We start from the raw sequence: 21,090 nt of genomic DNA, 5'->3' as shown, positions 1-21,090 counted from the left end.
CACGGGCGGTCAGGCGTGGCGCAGCGCCGCGAGGCGCACGATGACGGGGAAGCCCTCCTCGACCACGCGATGCTCGCCGATCGTGGCCCGCAGCCCGACGGCCTCGAGGTGCGGCCAGAACGCGCGCGTGTCGATGCGCGCGGCGTCGGCGAGCAGCGCGAGGCCGCCGGGTCGCAGGCGCGCGGCCAGGGTGGCCGCCACCGTCGGGAACGCCGCGCGGTCGTAGAGCACCTCGGCGGCGAGGACGAGGTCCCACTGCCCGCGCAGCGCGGCGCCGGTGAAATCGGCGACGACGAAGCCCGCGGCGGCGAGCCCGTTGGCCGCCATGCTCGCTCGCGCGAAGCGCAGCGGCGTCGCGACGCGGTCGACGAACGTCACGCGCGCGCCGCGCCGGGCGGCGACGACACCGGGCAGCCCGAGCCCGCAGCCGAGCTCGACGGCCGCACCCGCGTCGCGGGGTATGGCGGCGGCGAGCACGCGCGCCCCGCTCCACAGATGCGCCCAGTACGGCGGCTCGGGCGGATTCTCGCCGGCCAGCAGCGCGTCGCGATCGACGTGTCGCGCGAGGTTTTCGACCGTCCACAACGCGATCGCGTCCGCACGCGCGCCGCCGACGCGCAGGGCCGCGCAGATCGCGTCGAATCCGTCGATACGCCGCGGTTGGAAACTGTTGTCACCCATCGGATCGGGTGCTATGGACGCGCCCCAGTTTACATACGTAGAGGAGCCGACGATGGAAGAGATGGTTCGTCAAACCGATCAAATCATCAACTTCACGCGCGAGATCAATCGCCGGATGTCGGAGTCGGGCGTCCAGGGCGTCGACGGTCTCGTGAGCCTCTACGACCAGCTGCGCAGCGCGCTGGCGAAGGTGAGCGCGCAGGAGATCGAGTGGGCGCAGGGCGAGGTCGCGCGAGTGCTCGAGAGCCTGAAGAAGCTGTCGGACGAGCTCGGTCATCTGGCGGCGCTCAAGGCGGCGCTGCAGACCGGCCACTGAGCCGCTCGGCTCCGCGGAACGTCCCCGCCCCTGCACGGATGCACACGGCGGCACGCACGCTGCTCGCGCTCGCGCTCGTCGCTGCCGTCGGCGGCTGCGCGGGCGGTGGGGGCGGCGGTGGGGGCGGCGGCGGGGGCGGCGGCACCACGAACTGCAAGAACCCGCCGACGCCGACGATCTCGCTGTCGGCGAACGTCCAGCCGATCTTCAATCGCTCCTGCGCCGTCGCGGCGGCGTGTCACGCCGGACCGGCCTCGTTCGGCGGCAGCAACCTGTCCGTCGGGCAGGTGATCCCCAACTGGGTGCGCGTGCGCTCGGTCGAGGATCCGTCCATCCTGCGCATCAAACCCGGCGACCCCGACGACAGCTTCCTCGTCATCAAGATCGGCGCGGGGAAGCCGGGAAGAACCTTCCCGGGCGCGCTCATGCCGCAGGGCTGTCCCGGCAGCGGCGACAGCGGCGCGGTGTGCCTCAGCGGCGACGACATCGCGGCCATCCGCACCTGGATCCAGGAATGCGCGCCCAACAACTGATCCCTGGCGCCGCCGCGCTCATGCTGGCGGCCCTCGTGCTGGGCGCGTCGCCCGCCGCCGCCGAGCCGTACATGGCCGTGCGCAGCGGTGCGAAGTGCAGCGACTGTCACACCAACCTCGACGGCGGCGGCAAGCGCACCGCGTTCGCCCACATCCACGCCCACGACATCCTCCACGACCTCCAGATCCTGCCGATCCCGCAGGGCGTGAAGGGCTTCAACGGCGAGGTGAACCGCTACATCTCCATCGGCGGCGACCTGCGCGTGCGCGAGGACATCATCTTCGAGGACACGCCGAACGCCCAGGGGCGCGTACCGCGCAACAAGGCGTTCCGTTCGAGGGTGAAGTCGTCCGACCTCGAGGTCCAGGAGGCGCTCGCCTACCTCCAGGTCGACCTCATCCCGGACATGCTCCAGTTCTACGGCGACTTCAATCTCAACGGCGGCGTCACCGCCCGCGAGACGGTGGGCATCCTGCGCAACTTCATGCCCTGGAAGTACGCCGAGGACGTCTACCTGAAGGCCGGCCGTCTCTATCCGGCCTTCGGCCTCCGCCTGTGGGACGACGAGGCGTTCGTGCGCTCCCAGACCGGGTTCACTTTCGCGAACCCGGACGAGGGTGCCGAGATCGGCATCATCCCGGGGCCGTTCTTCCTCGCCACCACGATCACGAACGGGGCGGGCGGCGATCGCGACGTGCTCACCAGCGTCAACGGGTACGGCGTGTGGGAGGACGTGCCGGTCGTGCGCAACGTGCTGGCGGGCGCGTCCTACGCCCGGCAGTCGAACAAGCGCTGGGTGTCGGCATTCTATGCCGGGGCGAATCTCTGGAAGTTCACCTACCTCGCCGAGTTCGACCTCATCGACGACCGGACCGTCGCGACCACCAACGCGCGCCCCGAGTACGCGGCCTACGGCGAGGTCGACTGGCTCTTGTTCGACTGGCTCAACGTGCGCGGCACCTTCGACTTCGTGAAGGTGTCGAACGACAACAGCCGGGTGCGCTACGCGATCGGGCTCGAGCCGTTCATCGACCGCTTCCTGCAGCCGCGGATCCAGTACCGGATCAACAACGGCCCGGCGAACAAGCCCGAGCAGAACCAGCCGGAGCTCCTCTTCGAGCTCCACATGTTCTTCTGACGGCGCACCCGCGCGCGGCGGGCGCGCCGTCCGTTCGCGTTACTTCACGCCTTCGACGACGATCCCGTTGACGCCGCCGACGGTGACCTTGCGTCCCTCGACGGTGATCGTCTTCGCCGCGCCCTCGAGCGCGGTGGCGTAGGCCTTCGGGTTGTCGTGATCCTCGAGGAGCAGCCAGACGGTCTGGTCCTCCGCGAGGACGCCCATCGGCAGCCCCTTCTTCGCGCACGTCTCGGCGCACTTCCGGTGCCCGGCGCCACGCCCGGTCTCCGGATGGCCGAGGTAGCAGGACATGTCGACCACCTCGCCGGTGACGGCGTCGGCGGCGTGCGCGACGCCGGCCGGTCCCATCGTCGCCGCCGCGATCGCGCCCGCGACGACGCACGCGCGCATGGCCGACCAACACGAGTTCCGCATGCAGAGCCTCCTTCGAGGTGTCGGCTAACGGCGGCCCTTTGCGCTGTCAACCGCGGCGGGTGCGAGCGGCTCGACCGGCTGGGTGTCCGGCGCGTCGAGCGGGGGCGTGAACACCACGAACGCGACGGCCGTGCGCGCGCCCGTGCGCGCGAACCAATGCGGCACGCCGCGGGCGACGACGGCGACGTCGCCCGCGCGCATCGGCAATGCGCGCTCCTCGACGTGGAGCACGCCCTCGCCCTCGAGCACCGTGACCGTGAGATCGTGGCTGCGGTGGCGATGCGGCGTCTCGGCGGTCGCGACCTGCACGACGTGATGGCTCGCGGCGGCGGTGCGACCGACCTCGTCGGCGCGAAGGCCCTGACCGGGAGCGAGGGGATGCGCGGCGAGGAAGCCGGGCAGCCCCCGCGACTCCACCGCACCGACGAGCACGCGCGGCGCCGCCGGCGTCGCCGGACGCAGGGGACATGCGAACACGAATGGCAGCAGGACCACGGACGCGCCGCTGCGGCATGCCCTGCGCGTCCTGCCGCCCCGCATGCGCGCCTTGTGACGCCTGCCGTCGGCGGGCGCAAGGCACTGCCCATTCACCCGCGCTCCAGAGAGCCACGTCATGCAGATTTCTGTTGACGCGCCGGGCGATCACAGGTCAGAAAGACGCCTCATCACGCACGCTGGAGGTTCATAGGTGCCGAGCATGATGGATCCGTACTTCCTGGAAAGAATGGTCATCGGTGGCTTCCTCGCAGCGCTCGCCGTCGGCGTCGCCTTCGGACCCGAGCTGCGCCGCACGCTGACCCGGATGCGCGCCCGAACCGCCAGCGACGCCCGCCTGCCGCCCGCGTCCCTGGGCGCCGAGTCCGCCACCTCCTGATCCCGCCGCACGCGTGCCCGCGCGTGCGTTTGCCCCTCGGGAGACCGCTGCTACACTCGGATCGCGATCGCGGTCCGCATGCGTTCCCCCTCCTGTTTCCGGGCCCGCCACCTCCTGGCGGTGGCGCTCGTGCTTCTCGCCGGCACCAGCTGTCGGGTGCGGCCGGCACCGGCCCCGCCACCGACCGACACGGCCCGTCTCTACGCCCTCCTGCTGAACGGCGGCGGGTTGCCCGCGCAGAACTACCAGTCGCACCTGCTCCACGTGCGCGAGCTGCGCGCGATGCTCACTCGCATGGGCGTGCCCGACGCGCGCGTCGCGGTGCTGACGAGCGACGGCGACGACCCGGGCCAGGACGTCGCCGTGCGGCAGACCCAACCCGAGGAGGAGTTCTGGCTCCTCGAGGGCAGCCGTCTCGAGGCGCCCCTGCGCACCCCGATCGTCTACGAGGACTCGACCGTCGAAGGAACGGTCCTCGCGCCGGCCACGCAGGCAGAGCTGCGACGCTGGTTCGACACCGCCGGCCGCACGCTGACGTCCGACGACACGCTGCTGCTCTACGTCACCGACCACGGCACCAGGAACGCGAAGGACCTCGGCGACAACGCGATCACCCTCTGGGGCGTCGGCGAGTCGATCTCGGTGCGCGAGCTGGGCGCGCTGCTGGCGACGCTCGATCCCGGCGTGCGGGTCGTCACCGTGATGTCGCAGTGCTTCTCCGGCAGCTTCGCGAACCTGCCGAAGGCGCGCAGCGGCCGCGAGCTGCCCGACGGCAAGACGTGCGGCTACTTCTCCTCGACCGCGGATCGCCCGGCCTACGGCTGCTACCCGGAGAACCGCGGCAAGAACAACGTCGGACACTCCTTCCACTTCCTCGACGGCCTCGCGCGCACGGGCCAGCTCGAGGAGGCGCATCGCGAGGTGCTGGTCCTCGACGCGACGCCCGACGTGCCGCTGCGCACCTCCGACGTGTGGCTCGAAGCCCGCCTCACCGCGGCGGCCGCGGCGGCGGGCCAGCCGCTCAACGTGTACGCCGACCTTCTCCTGCGCCGGGCCTGGAAGGACCAGGGGCGCTTCGAGCCCGACATCCGCCTGCTCGACGACATCGGCCGCGCCTTCGGCTCGTTCAGCCCGCGCTCGCTCGCGGAGGTCGAGGCGCAGGCGCAGCAGCTGGCGGCCAGCGGCGGCCAGCTGCGCCAGCACGGCAAGGCCTGGGACGCCGCCCTCGACTCCGCGCGCCGCGCCAACCTCGACCGCTTCACGACCGCGCACCCCGCCTGGCGCGAGCGCCTCGCCGAGCCGAAGGTGCGCGACCTGCCCCAGCCCGAGGCCCGCGCCCTGACCCACGACCTGCTCGCCGATCTCGGACCCGCCACGCGCAAGGACACGACGACGTCCAATCGCCTGCGGCGCCTGCGGACGCAGGCACGGACGGCGCGCGAGGTCTCCTATCGGATGGAGGTGCGGCTGGGCGCGCTGCTGCGCATGCGGACGATCCTGCTCGGCGTGGCCGGCCGCGTCTGGCTGGCGGACGACGCCACGGCGGCGGAGCGCGACGCCTGGGAGGCGCTGCGTCGCTGCGAGCGGCTCGTCGTCCCCGTCCCGGGCGTGCGGCCCGGCGCCGAGCTCGCTCGGCCCGAGCGCTTCCCGGCGCTGGAAGACGACGTCGAGCTCGCCGACGGCGTCCTGCCCGCCTGGATGGGCATCCAGTTCCGCCAGGCGACGGACGATCTCCGCGCCGCCCACGGTCTGGCGCCCGGGGCGGCATCGATCCTCGCGGTCTATCCCGACTCGCCCGCCAAGGCCGCCGGTCTCCAGGCCGGCGACATCGTCGTCGGGCCGCCGGGGCGTCCCTTCCAGGAACGCGATCAGGTGCGCGAGTGGACGATGCTCTCGGAGGTCGACACGCCGGCGCCGCTCGAGGTCCTGCGCGACGGCCGTCCGCTCGCGGTGACGCTGCTGCCGAAGCCCATGCCGCAGAAGTGGCCGAAGCTCGCCGCGCCGCCCAAGGTGGGCGCGCCGGCGCCGCCGCTCCGCCTGAGCCACTACCGCGGCGACGCCACCGCCGCCGTGGCGCCCGGCTCACCGCACCTCCTCTTCTTCTGGGCGACGTGGTGCGGCGTCTGCAAGGCGTCGCTGCCGGAGCTCGACGCCTTCGCGCGCGAGCGCGGCATCCCCGTGGTGGCGGTCACGGACGAGGGCGCCGAGCGCCTCGACCCGTTCTTCAAGTCGCACAAGGGTCCGTTCCCGCCCATCGTCGCCACCGACACGGACCGTCAGGCGTTCCTCGCCTACGGCGTGAGCGGCATGCCGACGTTCGTCCTCGTCGGCGCCGACGGCAGCGTGCAGAGCTACGCGGTCGGCTACACGGCGGCGAAGGGCCTCGGCCTCGACGGCTGGGCCTGGAGCAAGCGTCCCGCCGCACCGTAGCGGCGTCGCCGGTCTCAGAGCCGCCGCAGGAAGCGCCCGACGGTGGCGTCGCGCAACCAGCCGCGTCGCTTCGCCCAGGAGTACACGCGCAGCGCGAGGCCGTCGGCGGCGATGAGCGCGCGCCGCAGCGGGCCGTCGCCCGGGCGCGGCACGTACCGCGTCGGATCGAGCCCGAGCGCCGTGCCCTCGTCGCGGTAGTAGTACAGCGCCAGCGAGCGCCGCGGGCGGTCCGCCGGGCTCACGATGGCGTCGGGCACGCCGTGGAACGAGGTCGCGCTGGTACGGAAGATCACGCAGCGGTTCCAGCGCGGCGCGATCGTCTGCACCGGCCGCGTGACGCCGGCGTCCCACAGCTCGAGGTCGCCGCGCCAGACGGCCGGCCATTCGGGATTCAGGAAGACGAGCAGGTTCACCTCGCGCCGCCACTGCGGCGCGAGCGTATGGGTGAGGAAGTCGCGGTGCACGTTGAGGAAGCCGCCGGTGAACATCTCCGCCAGCCCCGCCCCGTCGAGCGCCGGATCGGGCCGCAGCCCGGCCGTGCCGGTGAGCCGCTCGAGCGCGGCCACGAACGCCGGCGCGTGCAGGGCGTCGACGACGGCGCGCGTGGCGGGACCGAGGTGCGCGGGCGCGCCGCAGATGCGCTTCTTCTCGTTGACGTGGTGCAGATGCGTCCAGCCGTCGCCGACGGCCGCGAACTCGTCCACCATCGCCGCGGCCGCCGCCGGCGCGAGGAAGTCGTCGAGCACGAGGTGCGGAAACGGCTGCGCCGCCGCGAACGCCGCCCGTGCGGCCTCGCACGTGGCGGCGAAGCGTGCGAGATCGAGGACGCGCATCACCGCCGCTTGAACCAGCCGCGCGCGCGCGCCGTCAAGGCGTCCCGGCCCGTCGTGCGACCTCGCCCTGGAGCTGCCGTCCCTCCGGCAGCGCCGGCCAGCGCGCGACCACCGCGTCCGCGACGCGGGCGGCTGCCGCGACGTCGCCGTGCGCGAGGAGCGCGGCCCCGAGGTTCAGCGCCGCGCGCGGCTCGTCGGGCCGCAGGGCCGCCGCCTGCCGGTACGCCGCCAGCGCGTCGTCGACGTCGCCCTGCGCTTCGAGCGCCATCGCGAGCGTGGTGCGCCTCGGCCATCCCGGGGTCGAGGGCGAGCGCGCGCCGCGCCGCGCCGACGGCGTCCGCGGCCCGGCCCTGCGCCGCGCGCGCCGCCGCCAGGCCGGCCCACGCCTTGGCGTAGTCCGGTGCGACCGTCGTCGCCTCGCCGAAATGCGCGGCCGCGTCGTCGAGGCGTCCCTGCGCGACGAGCAGCACGCCGTAGTTCACGAGCGCCAGCGACGAGCGCGGATCGAGCGCCAGGGCGGTGCGATACGCGCGCTCCGCACCGGCGACGTCGCCGGCACGCGCCAACGCCTGCCCCAGGCTCGCGTGCGCGGACGGCGCGCGCGGCCGCAGGGCGACGGCCGCCTCCCAGTGCGACCGCGCCTCCTCCGCTCGCCCCGCGACCTCGAGCGCGACGGCGAGGTTCGTGTGCGCGAGGTGGTTGTCGGTGGTCACCGCGAGCGCGTGCCGGAACAGGGCCTCGCTGCTGCGCCAGTGCGCGAGCTGCATCCGCGTCGCCACCGCGAGCGCGACGAGCGCCACGCCCGCCGTGGCCGCGACGACGCGGGTCCACGCGGGCCGCGCACGCACCAGCGCGTCGACGCTCCATGCGAGCGCGAGCCCGAGCCCGATGCCGGGAACGTAGGTGAAGCGATCGGCCATGGCCTGCTCACCGGCCTTCACGATGCCGATCACGGGAACGAGCGTGCCGAGGAACCACAGCCAGCCGACGGCGAGCCACGGTGCGCGGCGCGCCAGGCGCAGCACACCGAGCGTCGCGGCGAGCAGCGCCGCGAGCGCGAGCGCGGTCTCCCCCGCGCCGAGCGGCCGCGGCGGGTAGAACACCGCCAGCCCGGCAGGCCACACCGTCTGCCGCACGTAGGCGACGTAGGCGACGGCCGCGTTCGCGAGCCGCACGCCGAGCGGCCACGCCGTCGCCTCGGCCACCGCGCCCGCCCCGATCTGCACCCGCCAGGTGATCGCGGCCATCGCCGCCGCCAGCGCCACGAGCGGCAGCTTCTCCCGCACCCGCGGCCAGAGGTCGGCGCGGCCGCGCAGCCGGGCGAGCGGCCACCAGTCGAGCAGCAGCAGCGCCGCCGGGAGCGTCACCAGCATCGGCTTCGCGAGCAGGCCGAGCGCGAAGCACGCGACCGTGAGCGCATAGCGCCCGGCCCCGCCGCGCCGGACCCAGCCGAGCCAGGCGCAGCACGTGGCGAGCCACAGGAACGTCGACAGTGCGTCCTTGCGCTCCGATACCCACGCCACCGACTCGACGCGGAGCGGATGGAGGCCGAAGAGCGCCGCGGCGAGCAGCGCGGGCCACACCGCACCGGTCGCCGCACGGAGGAAGGCGAAGAGCAGCAGCGTGCTGCCCACGTGCAGCAGCACGTTGCCGGCATGGTGCCCCGCCGGATCGAGGCCGAACAGGGTCGCGTCGAGCTGGTGCGAGAGGGTGGTCAACGGATGCCAGGTGGCGTGATGCACCGCGCCCAGCGCCCAGCGCACGTTCGCCGCGTCGAGGCCGCCGCGGACGTGCGGGTTGTCGAGGACGTACTCGGGGTCGTCGTAGTTCACCCAGCCGAGCCGGAGCGCCGGCGCGAACACGGCGAGGGTCGTGAGCGCGAGCGCCAGCGCCAGCACGAGATCGCGGCCGGGGATCGCGCCGAAGCGCGCCGCCGGCGGGGCCGCCGCGCGGCGCGCGCTTCCCGCCTCACGGCGCCGCGACGCCGCCACCCTCGGCCTCGAGCTGCGCCAGGTCCTCGCGCGGCTGCGTCCAGCTCGGGCGCAGGCGGATCGCCGCGGTCAGGTGCGCTCGCGCGCCCTCGACGTTGCCGAGCCGGACGAGCAGCAGGGCGAGGTTGCGATGCGCCTCCGCGAACTCGGGATCCAGCTCGAGCGCCGCCTCGTAGTGCGCGCGTGCCTCCTTCACCCGTCCCTGCATCACGAGGACGTTGCCGAGGTTCGCGTGAGCGTCGGGATAGGCGGGCCGCCGGCGCAGGGCCTCCAGGTACTCGGCGACGGCGCGATCGTACTCGCCTGCCGCGGCCAGCCCGTTGGCGAGGTTCAGGCGCACGCCGGCGTCGCCCGGCGCCAGCGCCACCGCCTCCTCGAAGCGCGCCCGCGCCTCCGCCGGCCGCCCCAGCGCGTGCAGCGCGATGCCGAGGTTGCCGACGACGTCGGCCTCCGGCGGCGCCACCGCCAGCGCCTGCTCGTACTCGCGCACCGCCTCCTGCACGCGGCCCTGGCCGTAGAGCAGCATCCCCAGGTTCACGTGCGCCATGGCCGCCGACGGGTTCTTCGCCAGCGTGTCGCGCCACAGCGTCTCGGCGTCGCGATAGGCGTGGGCCTGCCGCCAGGTGAGCACGCCGAGCACGGCGATCGCGACGCCCGCCGCCAGCCAGGCCGGCCGGCCGCCGCGCCAGACGATCGCCGCGACCAGCGCCAGCGGCGCGAGGCTCGCGAGGTACTGGAAGTGATCCGCGACGAACGAGTAGCGCATCGGGTAGACGTCGACGAAGCCGAGCGCCGGCGCGAGCAGGATCGCGAAGCACGCCGCGGCGAGGAGCGGCCCGAGGCCGAGACGCCCGCGCGCCGCCCAAAGCACGGCCGCCGCGCCGAGCGCGGCGAGCGGGAAGAGCCACTGCCAGGGGACGGCCGCGTCGACCTCCCAGCGCGGGTAGACGAAGGTCAGGTTCTGCGGCCAGACCAGCGCGTGCAGGTAGAACCACAGCGCGCGCCCGGCGATGAGCACGCGGCCCTGCGGCGACAGATCCCAGTGGACGCCCTGCGCGCCGACGACCGTGCGCTCGACCCAGATCGTCATGAGCCCGGCGGCGACGCCGACGAGGACGAACGGCAGCGCGACGAGGAGGTCGCGGCGCTCGAGGCGCCCGCGCCGCCACCAGACCAGCAGGACCGCCACCAGCGGCAGGGTCACGGTCACCGACTTCGCCAGCAGCGCGCCCCCGTACAGCACGAAGCTCGCCGCCCACAGCGCCGCCCGCCCGCCGCCGAGCGCGGCGCGCAGCCAGCACCACAGCGCCGCGAGGAAGAACGCCCCCGAGAGGACGTTCTTGCGTTCCGTCACCCATGCCACCGACTCGACGTGCACCGGGTGGAGCGCGAACAGCGCCGCCGCGAGGAAGGCCCCCGGCACGGCGAGCTGGCGCAGCACCGCCCAGGCCAGCAGCGCGTTCAGCGCGTGCAGCAGCACGTTGGTGCGATGGTAGCCGCGCGGATCGAGGCCGTGGACCTGCCACTCGAGCCAGAGGCTGGTGAAGGTCGCCGGATACCACTGCGGCGTGGCGCCCGGCTCGAGCCAGATGCGGCGCAGGCCGTCGGGCGTCCGCAGCGCGGCGTTGTCGGTCACGTAGTCGTCGTCGTCCCACACCCAGCCGGCGTCGAGCGCGGGCCGGTACGCGACCACCGTCAGCAGCACGAGGACGAGCGCGCCGAGCCACGGCAGCCAGCGCGGCCCGGCGGCCGCTGCGGGTAGGCTCGGCGCCGGCGCGACGGATGCGACCGGAAGGCGTGCGGCCGCCGCGGCGGGCCGCGACTCCTCGCGGCGCGACCGGCGCCGGCGTCGCTCGGCCACCCGGCCCCGCTTACTTCGGCCCGTCGCCGGCGAGCGGCGAGGGTCCCTTGAACGGGATCTTGCGCAGCTCGATCAGCACCGCGCGCGCCTGCTGCTGGAACTCCGGGATCTTCGACTCCCGCGCGATGTTGCGCATGAGCTCCTCGGCCCGGTCGAAGGTCGTGGCGCGAGCGAACTGCGCGAAGTCGGCGGCGCTGACGCCGCGTGCCGCGGACAGGATCGCGGCCTTGAACTCCGGATCGGACTCGATGGCCCGCATCGCGGTGCGCACCGCCTCGCGGCGCGTCTGCGCGTCGTTCACGCCGTAGGTGACGTTGGCGAGGTAGTCCCAGTTGAGCTGCTCCTTGCCGGAGACCTCGGCCACCTTGCCGTCGACCGCAACCGGCTGCCGATCCTCGAAGAGCAGGTACATCCGGTACCACATCTCCGGCGTGTCGCCGCGGTCGCGGCCGGCGACGTCGGGCGCCGGCACGGTGGTCGGCGGCGCCTCCTGACGCCAGCCTTTCAGCTCGATGGTCTTGAGCGTGCCGTCGTCGGCGTAGGTGAGCGTGAAGTTCTGCTCGCCGAGGATGCGCTCGAGGGCCTCCTTCACCGGCACCTTCTCGAGGTCGAGCGTGACGGTGCGCTCCGGCGGCACCACTCCGCGCACCTGCGCCCCCGACTCCTTGCCGATCAGCGACACCACCGTGGACGCCGGCGCCTGCTCCGCTCGCACCGTCACCGCGTCGTGCGTCCAGATCACGGTGGGCCGCGGCGGCTCCTTGGCGGCTTCCGCGGCGCCGGCGCGCGGAGCCGCCAGCAGCGCAACGACGAGGGCGAGCGCGACGCATCGGGTCATCGTGGCCGGCGAGAGTACCCGGCGCGCCGCGAAATGCGCAAGGCGCGCCTCGCCGGCGAATCGTTTTCCATCCGCCGCCGGGTTTTCTTCTTGACACCATGGCGCGTGTGCATGGTACCCCGCGACGCGCTCGGTATCCCGAACGAGCCATAGGGCACGGTGCGACACCGAGCCGGGGGGGGACGTCAGATGACAACGGGTTTCGGTCGACGAGTCGGCGCGCTCATGGCGGCGTTGGTTCTCGCCCTCGCAGGCAACGCCGGCGCGCAGATCACGTCGGCGTCGTCGAGCAACGCGAGCTCCACGTGCTCCGGCGCCAACAACAGCGACGGGTTCTGCGGCTCCAGCACCAGTGTGCCGATCAACAACGGCACCACGTTCCAGAGCCGCTATGCGTGGAACATCAACGCCGACGTGGGCGTGGGCAGCACGCGCGACACCAGCGGCAACGCCCAGCACAACATGAGCTTCAACGCGACCGCGCCCGGCGGCTATCGCCTCGACATCGCGACCAGCTTCGTCGGGGCGATGCGTACGCTCAGCGACGCCCCCGGTTGCGACGGGCGCGCCGACGTGAGCGGCGTCACCGGCAACTCCAACATCGCGCTCAGCTCGGGCAGCCTCAGCGTCGCCGACCCCGGCGCGATCGGCAACACGAGCAGCTCGATCAACACCCCTTTCAACTCCACCTCCTCGGCGACGATCTTCCGCGTCAGCAACGGCGTCGCCCAAGGCCACACGCTGACGTTCACCTGGAACGGCAGCGTGCGCTCGAACTCCTGCGAGGCCTCGGTCCGCCTCGGCCAGCAGAACGGCTCGACGAGCAGCTGCGGCGCCTGCGAGTACCCGGGCGATCCGTCGCGCACGCTGGAGGCGGACGGCCACTTCGTGACCGTCACCTACACCTCGCTGTGCGGCAACGGCACCGTCGACGGGGCGGTGGGCGAGCAGTGCGACCAGGGCGCCGCCAACGGCACCGCCACGTCCTGCTGCACGGCGAACTGCCAGTTCCGCGCCAGCAGCCAGGTGTGCCGCAGCGCGGTCAGCGTCTGCGACGTCGCCGAGTCCTGCACCGGCAGCAGCGCGACGTGTCCCACCGACGGCTTCGCGTCGTCGGCGACGTTGTGCCGCGCCGCGGTCGGCGTCTGCGACCTCGCCGAGAATTGCACGGGCTCCAGCTCCACGTGTCCCGCCGACCTGAAGAGCACCGCGCCCTGCCGCGGCTCCGCCGGCGTCTGCGACGTCGTCGAGTCGTGCGACGGCGTCAACAACAACTGCCCCGCCGACGGCTTCGCGTCGTCGTCGACGCCCTGCCGGCCCTCCGCCGGCGTCTGCGACCTCGCCGAGAACTGCACCGGCAGCGGCCCGGCGTGTCCCGCCGACCTGAAGAGCACCGCGCCCTGCCGCGGCTCCGCCGGCGTCTGCGACGTCGTCGAGTCGTGCGACGGCGTCAACGACAACTGCCCCGCCGACGGCTTCGCGTCGTCGTCGACGCCCTGCCGGCCCTCCGCCGGCATCTGCGACGTGGCGGAGAATTGCACCGGCTCCAGCGCCGCGTGCCCCGCCGACGGCTTCGTCTCCGCCGGCACCGAGTGCCGCGCCGTCGCCGGCATCTGCGACGTCGCCGAGGTGTGTACCGGTGCCGGCGCGGCCTGTCCGGCCGACGGCTTCGTCTCCGCCGGCACCGAGTGCCGCGCCGCCGCCGGCATCTGCGACGTCGCCGAGACCTGCACCGGCTCCGGCGCCGCCTGTCCCGCCGACGCCAAGAGCACCGCGGTCTGCCGCGCTGCCAGCGATGCCTGCGATCTCGCCGAGGCCTGTGACGGCGTCGACGACGACTGTCCCGCCGACGTCCTGGTTGCCGCCGGCACCACCTGCCGCACGGGATCGGGCGACGCCTGCGATCCCGACGAGGTATGCGACGGCAGCGACGCGGCCTGCCCCGCCGACGTGGTCGCGCCGTCCTCCACCGTCTGCAACCCGGGCTCCGGCGACCTCTGCGACCCCGACGAGACCTGCACCGGCGTCGCCGGCGAGGCCTGCCCGGCCGACGTCGTCGCCCCGAGCAGCACGATCTGCCGCACCGGCTCGGGCGACGTCTGCGACCCCGACGAGACCTGCACCGGCGTCGCGGACCAGGCGTGCCCGAGCGACGTGGTCGCGCCGAACGGCACGGTCTGCAATCCGGGCTCGGGCGATCTCTGCGATCCCGACGAGACCTGCTCCGGCAGCGCCGGCCAGGCCTGTCCGGCGGACACGGTCGCGCCCGCCGGGACCACCTGCCGCACCGGCTCGGGTGACCTCTGCGACGCCGACGAGACCTGCTCGGGCGTCGCCGACCAGGCCTGCCCCGCCGACGTCGTCGCCTCCGCCGGCACCCTGTGCCGCGCCGGCTCCGGCGATGCCTGCGACCCCGACGAGACCTGCTCCGGCAGCGCCGGGGAGGCCTGCCCCGCCGACGTCGTCACGCCGGCGGGCACCGTCTGCAACCCGGGCTCGGGCGACCTCTGCGATCCCGACGAGACCTGCTCCGGCAACGCCGGGGAGGCCTGCCCGGCCGACACCGTCGCTACGGCCGGCACCGAGTGCCGCGCCGCCGCCGGCGCCTGCGACGTCGCCGAGTCCTGCACCGGCGTCGCCGACCAGGGCTGTCCGGCCGACAGCGTGAGCGGCGCCTTCGTCACCTGCCGTCCGTCCGCCGGTCCCTGCGACGTCGCCGAGAGCTGCGACGGTGCGGGCACCGACTGCCCGGCCGACGCCTTCGAGCCCGCCACCACCGAGTGCCGCGCCTCGGCCGGGATGTGTGACGTGGCCGAGACCTGCACCGGCAGCGCTGCGGCCTGCCCGGCCGACGCCAAGAGCACCGGCGTCTGCCGCCCCTCGGCCGGCGTCTGCGACGTCGCCGAGTCCTGCGACGGCGTGGCCGACGACTGCCCCGCCGACGCCTTCGAGCCCGCCACCACGGTCTGCCGCCCGGCGGCCGGGGTGTGCGACGTCGCCGAGTCCTGCACCGGCTCCGGCGCCGCCTGCCCGGCCGACGTCCTCTCGCCCGACAGCGACGGCGACGGGGTGTGCGACAGCATCGACACCTGCCCCGACACGCCCGACCCGTCCCAGGCGGACGACGACGGCGACGGCAAGGGCAACGCCTGCGACCCGTGCAACAACATCCTGCCGTCGTTCTCGGATCGGCAGAAGATCATCATCTCGAAGCTCAACACGCCCGCGGCCGACGACAAGCTGAAGCTGAAGGGCCGCTTCATCCCGTTCCTCGAGACGCCCGCCTTCGATCCCCTGAACAACGGCGTGCGCCTGATCCTCGAGAACAACGCGGGAACGGCCATCTTCGATGCGGTGATCCCCGGCGGCGCCTACAGCAACGCCACGAAGTCGGGCTGGAAGGCCCACGTCTTCCCCGGCGGCATGACCGCCCAGTACAAGAACTCGGGCCGCATCACCCCGACCATCGCGGGCATCACCAGCGTCAAGATGGTGCTCCGCAACGGCCAGGGCCTCACCAAGGTGAACGTGGCGAGCCGCAACGGCAGCTATGCCATCGCCCCGGGCGACGCGCCGGTGAAGTTCACCCTCGTCGTCGACCAGCCGATCGCCGCAACCGGCCAGTGCGGCGAGATGATCTTCAACGCAGGCCCGCCTGCCCGCCCGTACTGCACCTTCGTCGGCGGCGGGGCCACCCTGCGCTGCAACTGAGCGGGCCCCTCGGCGGACCCATCGCGGGCCGGGCTCCCGTCCGGGAGCCCGGCCCGCGTCGCTTCGGGCCGATTTCGCTTGACGCGCGCGACCGGGGGCATGGTACGCAGCCGCGCGCGCGACGGGGGCAACGTCGCCGCGCGCCGCGCACCTCGCGCACCGCTCGGAGGAACCGACGCCCATGCCCGTCCGCCCGCCCCGCCTCGCCGCTGCCGCCGCGCTCCTCGCCTGGAGCTTCGCCCTCGGCGCACACGCCCAGTCGATCGACGACGTCACCCTCACGCGCAACGCCGGCAACACCGCCGATCGATTCGTTCCCGGCCCGAGCCCCGCCTGGGAGGTCCGCAGCACCACGCAAGTCGTCACCCAGAGCCCAACCCAGCTGCGCACGCGCTACGCCGCGATCACCTCGGCCGACTGCGGTGCGATCGGGGGCGTCTGCCAGAACGGCGGCGGACAGCAAACGGAGCTCAGCAGCGACTACAGCGTCGCCTTCAACGTCACCGCACCCGGCGCCTACGCGCTCGCGATCACCACGCGCCTCCTCGGCGATCTCAACGTCCACGACGACGGCATCGGCAGCGGCTCGGCCGACATCAGCGCCGTCACCGGCACACACACGGGCGGCGTGCTGACCGGCGCGCTCGGCATCGCCGATCCCGGTGCGCTCGCCGACTGCAGCGGCGGCTGCAACTTCGCCTTCGGCCCGAGCGCGAGCGCCTCCATCTTCGGCGTCAGCGACGGCGTGCCGCGACCGCACACGCTGCGCTTCACCTGGACGCAGCAGGCGACCAGCACGTTCTTCTTCACGGGTGGCGACGAGGCCGCGGTGCGCCTCGGCCTCGCGGGCCAGGATCCGGGCTCGACGGCCGACGACTATCCCGGCACGCCGTTTCGTACCGCCGTGAACGACGGGCACTTCGTGACCGTCTCGCTGACCAGCCTCTGCGGCAACGGCACGATCGACACCGGCCCGTCCTACGCCGAGCAGTGCGACCTCGGCGCCCAGAACGGGCAGCCCGGCGTCTGCTGCACGAGCCGCTGCACGCTCGCCGCGGCGGGGACCGTCTGCCGCGCGGCGACGGACCTGTGCGACGCGGCCGAGACGTGCAACGGCAGCAGCCCCGCATGCCCGGCCGACGCGCTGGCCGCGAGCGGCGTCGTCTGCCGCGCCGCCGCCGGCGCGTGCGACCTCGCCGAGACCTGCACCGGCACGAGCGCCGCGTGTCCCGCCGACGCGATCGCGCCGGCGGGCACGACCTGCCGCGCCGCGGCCGGGAGCTGCGACGTCGCTGAGCACTGCGACGCAGCGCCGTCGCCCGTCCCGCCGACGTGCTGGTCGGCGCCGGCGTCGAGTGTCGCGCTGCCGCCGGCGCCTGCGACGTCGCCGAGCACTGCACGGGCAGCCGCCGCGTGTCCCGCCGACGTGGTCGTGGCGGCAGGCACCGAGTGCCGGGCGTCGGCGGGCGACTGCGACCTCGCCGAGACCTGCGACGGCGCAGCGCAGCGGCGTGTCCCGCCGGATGCCCGCGTCGCCCCGCCGGCACGGTGCCGCGGCCGCCGCCGGCGACTGCGACCCGAGACCTGCGACGGCAGCGCCGTCGCCTGTCCCGCCGATGCGCTGCGCGCGAGCGGCGCGACCTGCCGCCCGGCCGCGGGCGCGTGCGATCTCGCGGAGACCTGCTCCGGCAGCGACGTCACCTGTCCGCCCGACGCGCGCGCCGCCGCCGGCACGACCTGCCGAGCCGCCGCCGGCGCCTGCGACGTCGCCGAGACGTGCGACGGCGCCGAGACCGCCTGTCCGGCGGACGTGCTCGTCGAGGCCGGGGTCGAGTGCCGTCCGGCGACCGGCGCGTGCGACCTGCCCGAGGCCTGCACCGGCACCGATCCGGCGTGTCCCGCCGACGTGGGCGGCGGCCCCGGCGTCGACAGCGACGGCGACGGCGTGTGCGACGGCGAGGACGTGTGCCCCTTCGTCCCCGACCCCGCCCAGCTCGACACCGACGGCGACGGCGTTGGGGATCTCTGCGACCCCTGCACGCTCACGACCGGCGCGTTCACCTCGACGAAGGTCGGCTTCTCGCGTCTGCGCCCGCCGCCCGGGAACGACCGCATCAAGCTGACGGCGCTCATGGCCGGCGTCCCGAGCGGGATCGATCCCGCGGCGCGCGGCCTGCGCCTCATCGTGCGCAACGCCGCCGGCGCCACGCCCATCGACGCCATGCTCCCGCCCGGCACGCTCGGCGGCGTGGGCTGGTCGGCGGCGTCATCCGGGACGTCGTGGACCTATCGCAACACCGGCAAGGTGATCCCGGCGGTGAACGGCATCGTGCGCGCCAGCGTGAAGGCGTCGCGAGCGGGGCGCTGGAAGGTGACCGTCGTCGGCCGCAGCGGCAGCTATCCGATCCAGCCGGCGGACATGCCGCTCGGGCTCTCGCTCGTCCTCGATCCGCCGTACGCCACCACCGGGCAGTGTGCCGAGCGCACGTGGAGCCTCGCCGACTGCAAGACCAGCCCCAGCGGCGACGCGATCAAGTGCCGCTGAGCGGGGCGCGAACGACGTGCGCGACGCGGCGCATCCACGCCAACCAACGGCGCAATTTTTCTTGACATCGCGGGCGCGGTCCATGGTACGGCCCCCCGCGAACGAGCGTGCGGTACCAGACCAACGCCCGCCGTCGTGAGTCGTTTCAGGGGGGGAAGAGCATGACGCGTGTCGGGCTTCTGCGAAGCATCGGGATCGTCGCCTGTGCCGCCATCGTGGTGGCCGTCACGACCGTACCGGCGTCGGCCCAGCTGACGGGCATCTCGGTCGTCAAGAACGCCGGCAACAGCCCGGACAACTTCCAGGACGGGATCACGCTCAGCTACCAGCGCACGAGCAGCGCCGGGCTGATCCAGAACGGGCTCGGCTTCTTCCGGGCGCGGTATCAGCTCGGCGTCGGCGTCGACTCGGGCGCGTTCGACAGCGGCTCGAACAGCCTCTCCAGCGACTACACCATCAGCTTCAACGTCACCGCGGCGGGCGCCTACGACCTCAACATCACGACCAGCCTGAACGGTGCCTTCACGATCGTCGACGACGGCGACGGCCCGGCCAACGCCGACGTCACCGCCGTCACCGGCACGCGCACCGGCGGCAACGCGCTGAGCGGCTCGCTCGGCCTCGCCGACCCCGGCTCGCGCAACTCGCCCGGCAACACGCCCTTCAACCCGACCGGCAGCGCCACCATCCAGGGCGTCAGCAACGGCTCGCCGGTCGCCCACACGCTGCGCTTCACCTGGATGTCGAGCTGCTCGAGCAGCAACGGCACCTTCACCGGTGGCGACGAGTGCGCCGTCCGCCTCGGCATCCCGATCGCCTACGGCGGCGAGACCGCCGGGAAGTATCCCGGTCAGGGCAACCGCACGGCAGCCAGCGACGGCCACTTCGTGACCGTGAAGCTCACCTCGCTCTGCGGCGACGGCGTCGTCAACGGAGCGCGCGGCGAGCAGTGCGATCTCGGCGCGTTGAACGGCGACCCGACCTCGTGCTGCACGTCGACCTGCACGTTCCGCACGGCCGGCTCCACCTGTCGCGCCGCCGCCGGCGGCTGCGATCTGGCGGAGGCCTGCAGCGGGGCCAGCGCCGTCTGCCCCGCCGACGCGAAGCAGCCGAGCGGCACGGTCTGCCGCGGCTCCGCCGGCCTCTGCGACGTCGCCGAGACCTGCAACGGCGTCAGCAACGCCTGTCCCGCCGACGCCCTCCAGCCGCCGAGCTTCACCTGCCGGGCCGCCGTCGGCCCCTGCGACGCGCCCGAGAACTGCAACGGCCTCAGCGCCGCCTGCCCCGCCGACGCGAAGCGGCCGAACGGCTTCACCTGCCGCGCGGCCAGCGGCCAGTGCGACGTCGCCGAGACCTGCAACGGCTCGTCGGACAGCTGCCCCGCCGACATGCTGCGTCCGGCGGGCTTCACCTGCCGCGCGGCGAGCGACGTCTGCGACATCGCGGAGGTCTGCGACGGCGGCTCGCCGATCTGTCCGAACGACGCGGTCGAGCCCACCTCGAAGGTCTGCCGCGGCGCGGCCGGCGTCTGCGACGAGGTCGAGTCCTGCAACGGCGTCGACAAGAGCTGCCCGGCCGACGCGTTCCTCGGCAGCACGATGGGATCGTTCGTCTGCCGGCCGGCCGCCGGCCCCTGCGACAAGCCCGAGCTCTGCAACGGCACCGGCCCCGACTGCCCGGCGCAGGACGACAAGATGCCGCTCGGCACGCCGTGCCGTGCCGCCGTCGGCGTCTGTGACGTCGCCGAGGTCTGCAACGGGACCAGCAACGCCTGCCCGGCCGACGGCTTCGCCGGCCCGGCCACCGTCTGCCGGCCCGCCGTCGGCGACTGCGACGTCGCCGAGACCTGCACCGGCAGCAGCCCCGCCTGCCCTGCGAATGGCTTCCGGCCGTCGAGCTTCGTGTGCCGCGCCGCCGCCGGCGTCTGCGACGTCGCCGACACCTGCACCGGCACCAGCTCCGCCTGTCCGGCCGACGCCAAGAGCACCGGCGTCTGCCGCCCGGCCGCCGGCCTGTGCGACGCGCCGGAGAGCTGCAACGGCACGTCCAACACCTGTCCGCCGGACCAGCTGCGGCCGAACGGCTTCACCTGCCGGCCACTCGCCGGCAACTGCGACGTCGCCGAGACCTGCTCCGGTGCCGACGCCAACTGTCCCGCCGACACGGTCCTGCCGGCGACCACGCTCTGCCGCCCCGCGAGCGGCGCGTGTGACGTCGCCGAATACTGCAACGGCACCTCCGGCGCGTGCCCGGCCGACGTCGGCGACGCGGACACCGACGGCGACGGCGTCTGCGACGCCGTCGACGTATGTCCCGACGTGCCCGACCCGGCGCAGGCCGACGCCGATCACGACGGACGCGGCGACGCGTGCGACCCGTGCACGAACATCGCGCCGACCACCGCCATCAAGGCGCAGATCGGCCTCTCGAAGCTGCTCACCCCGGGCGGCGACGACCGCTTCAAGTTCAAGGGCTCGTTCGCGGGCGTGCCGGCGACGCCGGTCGTCGACCCGGTGACGAAGGGCATCCGCGTCCTCCTCGTCGACGCGCAGGGCGACACGCCGCTCGACGCAACCATCCCGGGGGGCGCCTACAACGTCGCGACGCGCGCCGGCTGGACCCGCAACGCTGCGGGCACGAGCTGGACCTATCGCAACGCCGGCACGGTCGTGCCGCTCGAGAACGGCATCAACAAGATCACGCTGAAGAAGCAGAAGACGCCGGGCCTCTACAAGTTCGGCGTCACCGGCAAGAACGGCAGCTACCCGGTCGGGCCTGCGGACGCGCCGGTCCGCGGCATCCTCGTCATCGATCCGCCGGTGGCGACCACAGGTCAGTGCGGCGAGGCCTTCTTCAACGGGCCGGCGCCGTTCCCGTCGTGCACCTTCGTGGGCGGCGGCAGCACGCTGAAGTGCAAGTAG

15 protein-coding genes are annotated in these 21,090 nt (G+C 73.7%); 8 read left to right on the top strand and 7 right to left on the bottom strand.

All coding sequences use genetic code 11. From position 1 onward, the window contains the following. Positions 1-9: 9 nt before the first annotated feature. Positions 10-681, bottom strand: coding sequence for a class I SAM-dependent methyltransferase (locus KIT14_18710; GenBank protein ID MCW5892550.1), 672 nt, complete (start codon positions 679-681; stop codon positions 10-12). Between the two features lie 52 nt (positions 682-733). Here KIT14_18710 and KIT14_18705 point away from each other — a divergent pair, with 52 nt between their 5' ends. The 3 genes from KIT14_18705 to KIT14_18695 are packed head-to-tail and all read left to right on the top strand — an operon-like array spanning position 734 to position 2,669. Beyond that, positions 734-997: a hypothetical protein gene (locus KIT14_18705; GenBank protein ID MCW5892549.1), complete on the top strand. Its 264-nt coding sequence runs from the start codon at positions 734-736 to the stop codon at positions 995-997. Positions 998-1,035: 38 nt separating this feature from the next. After that, the gene (locus tag KIT14_18700) at positions 1,036-1,530 is read left to right on the top strand and encodes a hypothetical protein (protein ID MCW5892548.1); all 495 of its coding nucleotides are present in this window, start codon (positions 1,036-1,038) and stop codon (positions 1,528-1,530) included. Then, a complete protein-coding gene (locus tag KIT14_18695) occupies positions 1,512-2,669 on the top strand; it encodes a hypothetical protein (protein ID MCW5892547.1) in 1,158 nt (385 codons plus the stop codon). Before KIT14_18700 ends, KIT14_18695 begins: the two co-directional genes overlap by 19 nt. Positions 2,670-2,708: 39 nt before the next feature. On the opposite strand, the gene KIT14_18690 is transcribed toward KIT14_18695, so the two are convergent. Both KIT14_18690 and KIT14_18685 read right to left on the bottom strand, forming a co-directional pair. Next, positions 2,709-3,086: a hypothetical protein gene (locus KIT14_18690; GenBank protein ID MCW5892546.1), complete on the bottom strand. Its 378-nt coding sequence runs from the start codon at positions 3,084-3,086 to the stop codon at positions 2,709-2,711. A 24-nt stretch (positions 3,087-3,110) separates the two neighbouring features. Continuing rightward, a complete protein-coding gene (locus tag KIT14_18685) occupies positions 3,111-3,581 on the bottom strand; it encodes a cupin domain-containing protein (GenBank protein ID MCW5892545.1) in 471 nt (156 codons plus the stop codon). Between the two features lie 202 nt (positions 3,582-3,783). On the opposite strand from KIT14_18685, the gene KIT14_18680 reads away from it, so the two are divergent. Both KIT14_18680 and KIT14_18675 read left to right on the top strand, forming a co-directional pair. After that, a complete protein-coding gene (locus tag KIT14_18680) occupies positions 3,784-3,960 on the top strand; it encodes a hypothetical protein (GenBank protein MCW5892544.1) in 177 nt (58 codons plus the stop codon). A 78-nt stretch (positions 3,961-4,038) separates the two neighbouring features. Further along, entirely contained in the window at positions 4,039-6,390 is a 2,352-nt protein-coding gene (locus tag KIT14_18675) for a redoxin family protein (GenBank protein ID MCW5892543.1), read from the top strand. A gap of 14 nt (positions 6,391-6,404) precedes the next feature. Here KIT14_18675 and KIT14_18670 read toward each other — a convergent pair whose 3' ends face one another. The 4 genes from KIT14_18670 to KIT14_18655 are packed head-to-tail and all read right to left on the bottom strand — an operon-like array spanning position 6,405 to position 11,913. Further along, positions 6,405-7,223, bottom strand: coding sequence for a 2OG-Fe(II) oxygenase (locus KIT14_18670; protein ID MCW5892542.1), 819 nt, complete (start codon positions 7,221-7,223; stop codon positions 6,405-6,407). Further along, on the bottom strand, positions 7,223-9,214 hold the full coding sequence (locus KIT14_18665) for a tetratricopeptide repeat protein (GenBank protein ID MCW5892541.1): 1,992 nt from the start codon (positions 9,212-9,214) through the stop codon (positions 7,223-7,225). Before KIT14_18665 ends, KIT14_18670 begins: the two co-directional genes overlap by 1 nt. Further along, positions 9,192-11,075: a tetratricopeptide repeat protein gene (locus KIT14_18660; protein ID MCW5892540.1), complete on the bottom strand. Its 1,884-nt coding sequence runs from the start codon at positions 11,073-11,075 to the stop codon at positions 9,192-9,194. The genes KIT14_18665 and KIT14_18660 overlap by 23 nt, the downstream gene beginning before the upstream one ends. Before the next feature lie 10 nt (positions 11,076-11,085). Next, positions 11,086-11,913, bottom strand: a complete 828-nt coding sequence (locus KIT14_18655; GenBank protein MCW5892539.1) for a hypothetical protein — start codon at positions 11,911-11,913, stop codon at positions 11,086-11,088. A gap of 225 nt (positions 11,914-12,138) precedes the next feature. Between KIT14_18655 and KIT14_18650 the strand changes: the two genes are divergently transcribed. From KIT14_18650 to KIT14_18640, 3 genes are all read left to right on the top strand, one after another. Next, on the top strand, positions 12,139-15,624 hold the full coding sequence (locus KIT14_18650) for a hypothetical protein (GenBank protein ID MCW5892538.1): 3,486 nt from the start codon (positions 12,139-12,141) through the stop codon (positions 15,622-15,624). Positions 15,625-15,805: 181 nt separating this feature from the next. Further along, positions 15,806-18,169 (top strand): hypothetical protein, encoded by a 2,364-nt coding sequence (locus KIT14_18645; GenBank protein MCW5892537.1) that lies wholly within the window; start codon positions 15,806-15,808, stop codon positions 18,167-18,169. 215 nt (positions 18,170-18,384) lie between these two features. Further along, the gene (locus tag KIT14_18640; GenBank protein ID MCW5892536.1) at positions 18,385-21,090 is read left to right on the top strand and encodes a hypothetical protein; all 2,706 of its coding nucleotides are present in this window, start codon (positions 18,385-18,387) and stop codon (positions 21,088-21,090) included.

This window comes from bacterium (assembly GCA_026129405.1).
Taxonomy (GTDB): domain Bacteria; phylum Desulfobacterota; class Binatia; order DP-6; family DP-6; genus JAHCID01.
Note: the sequence above shows the minus strand (reverse complement) of the source record. Positions and strands in the feature narration are given on the sequence as shown.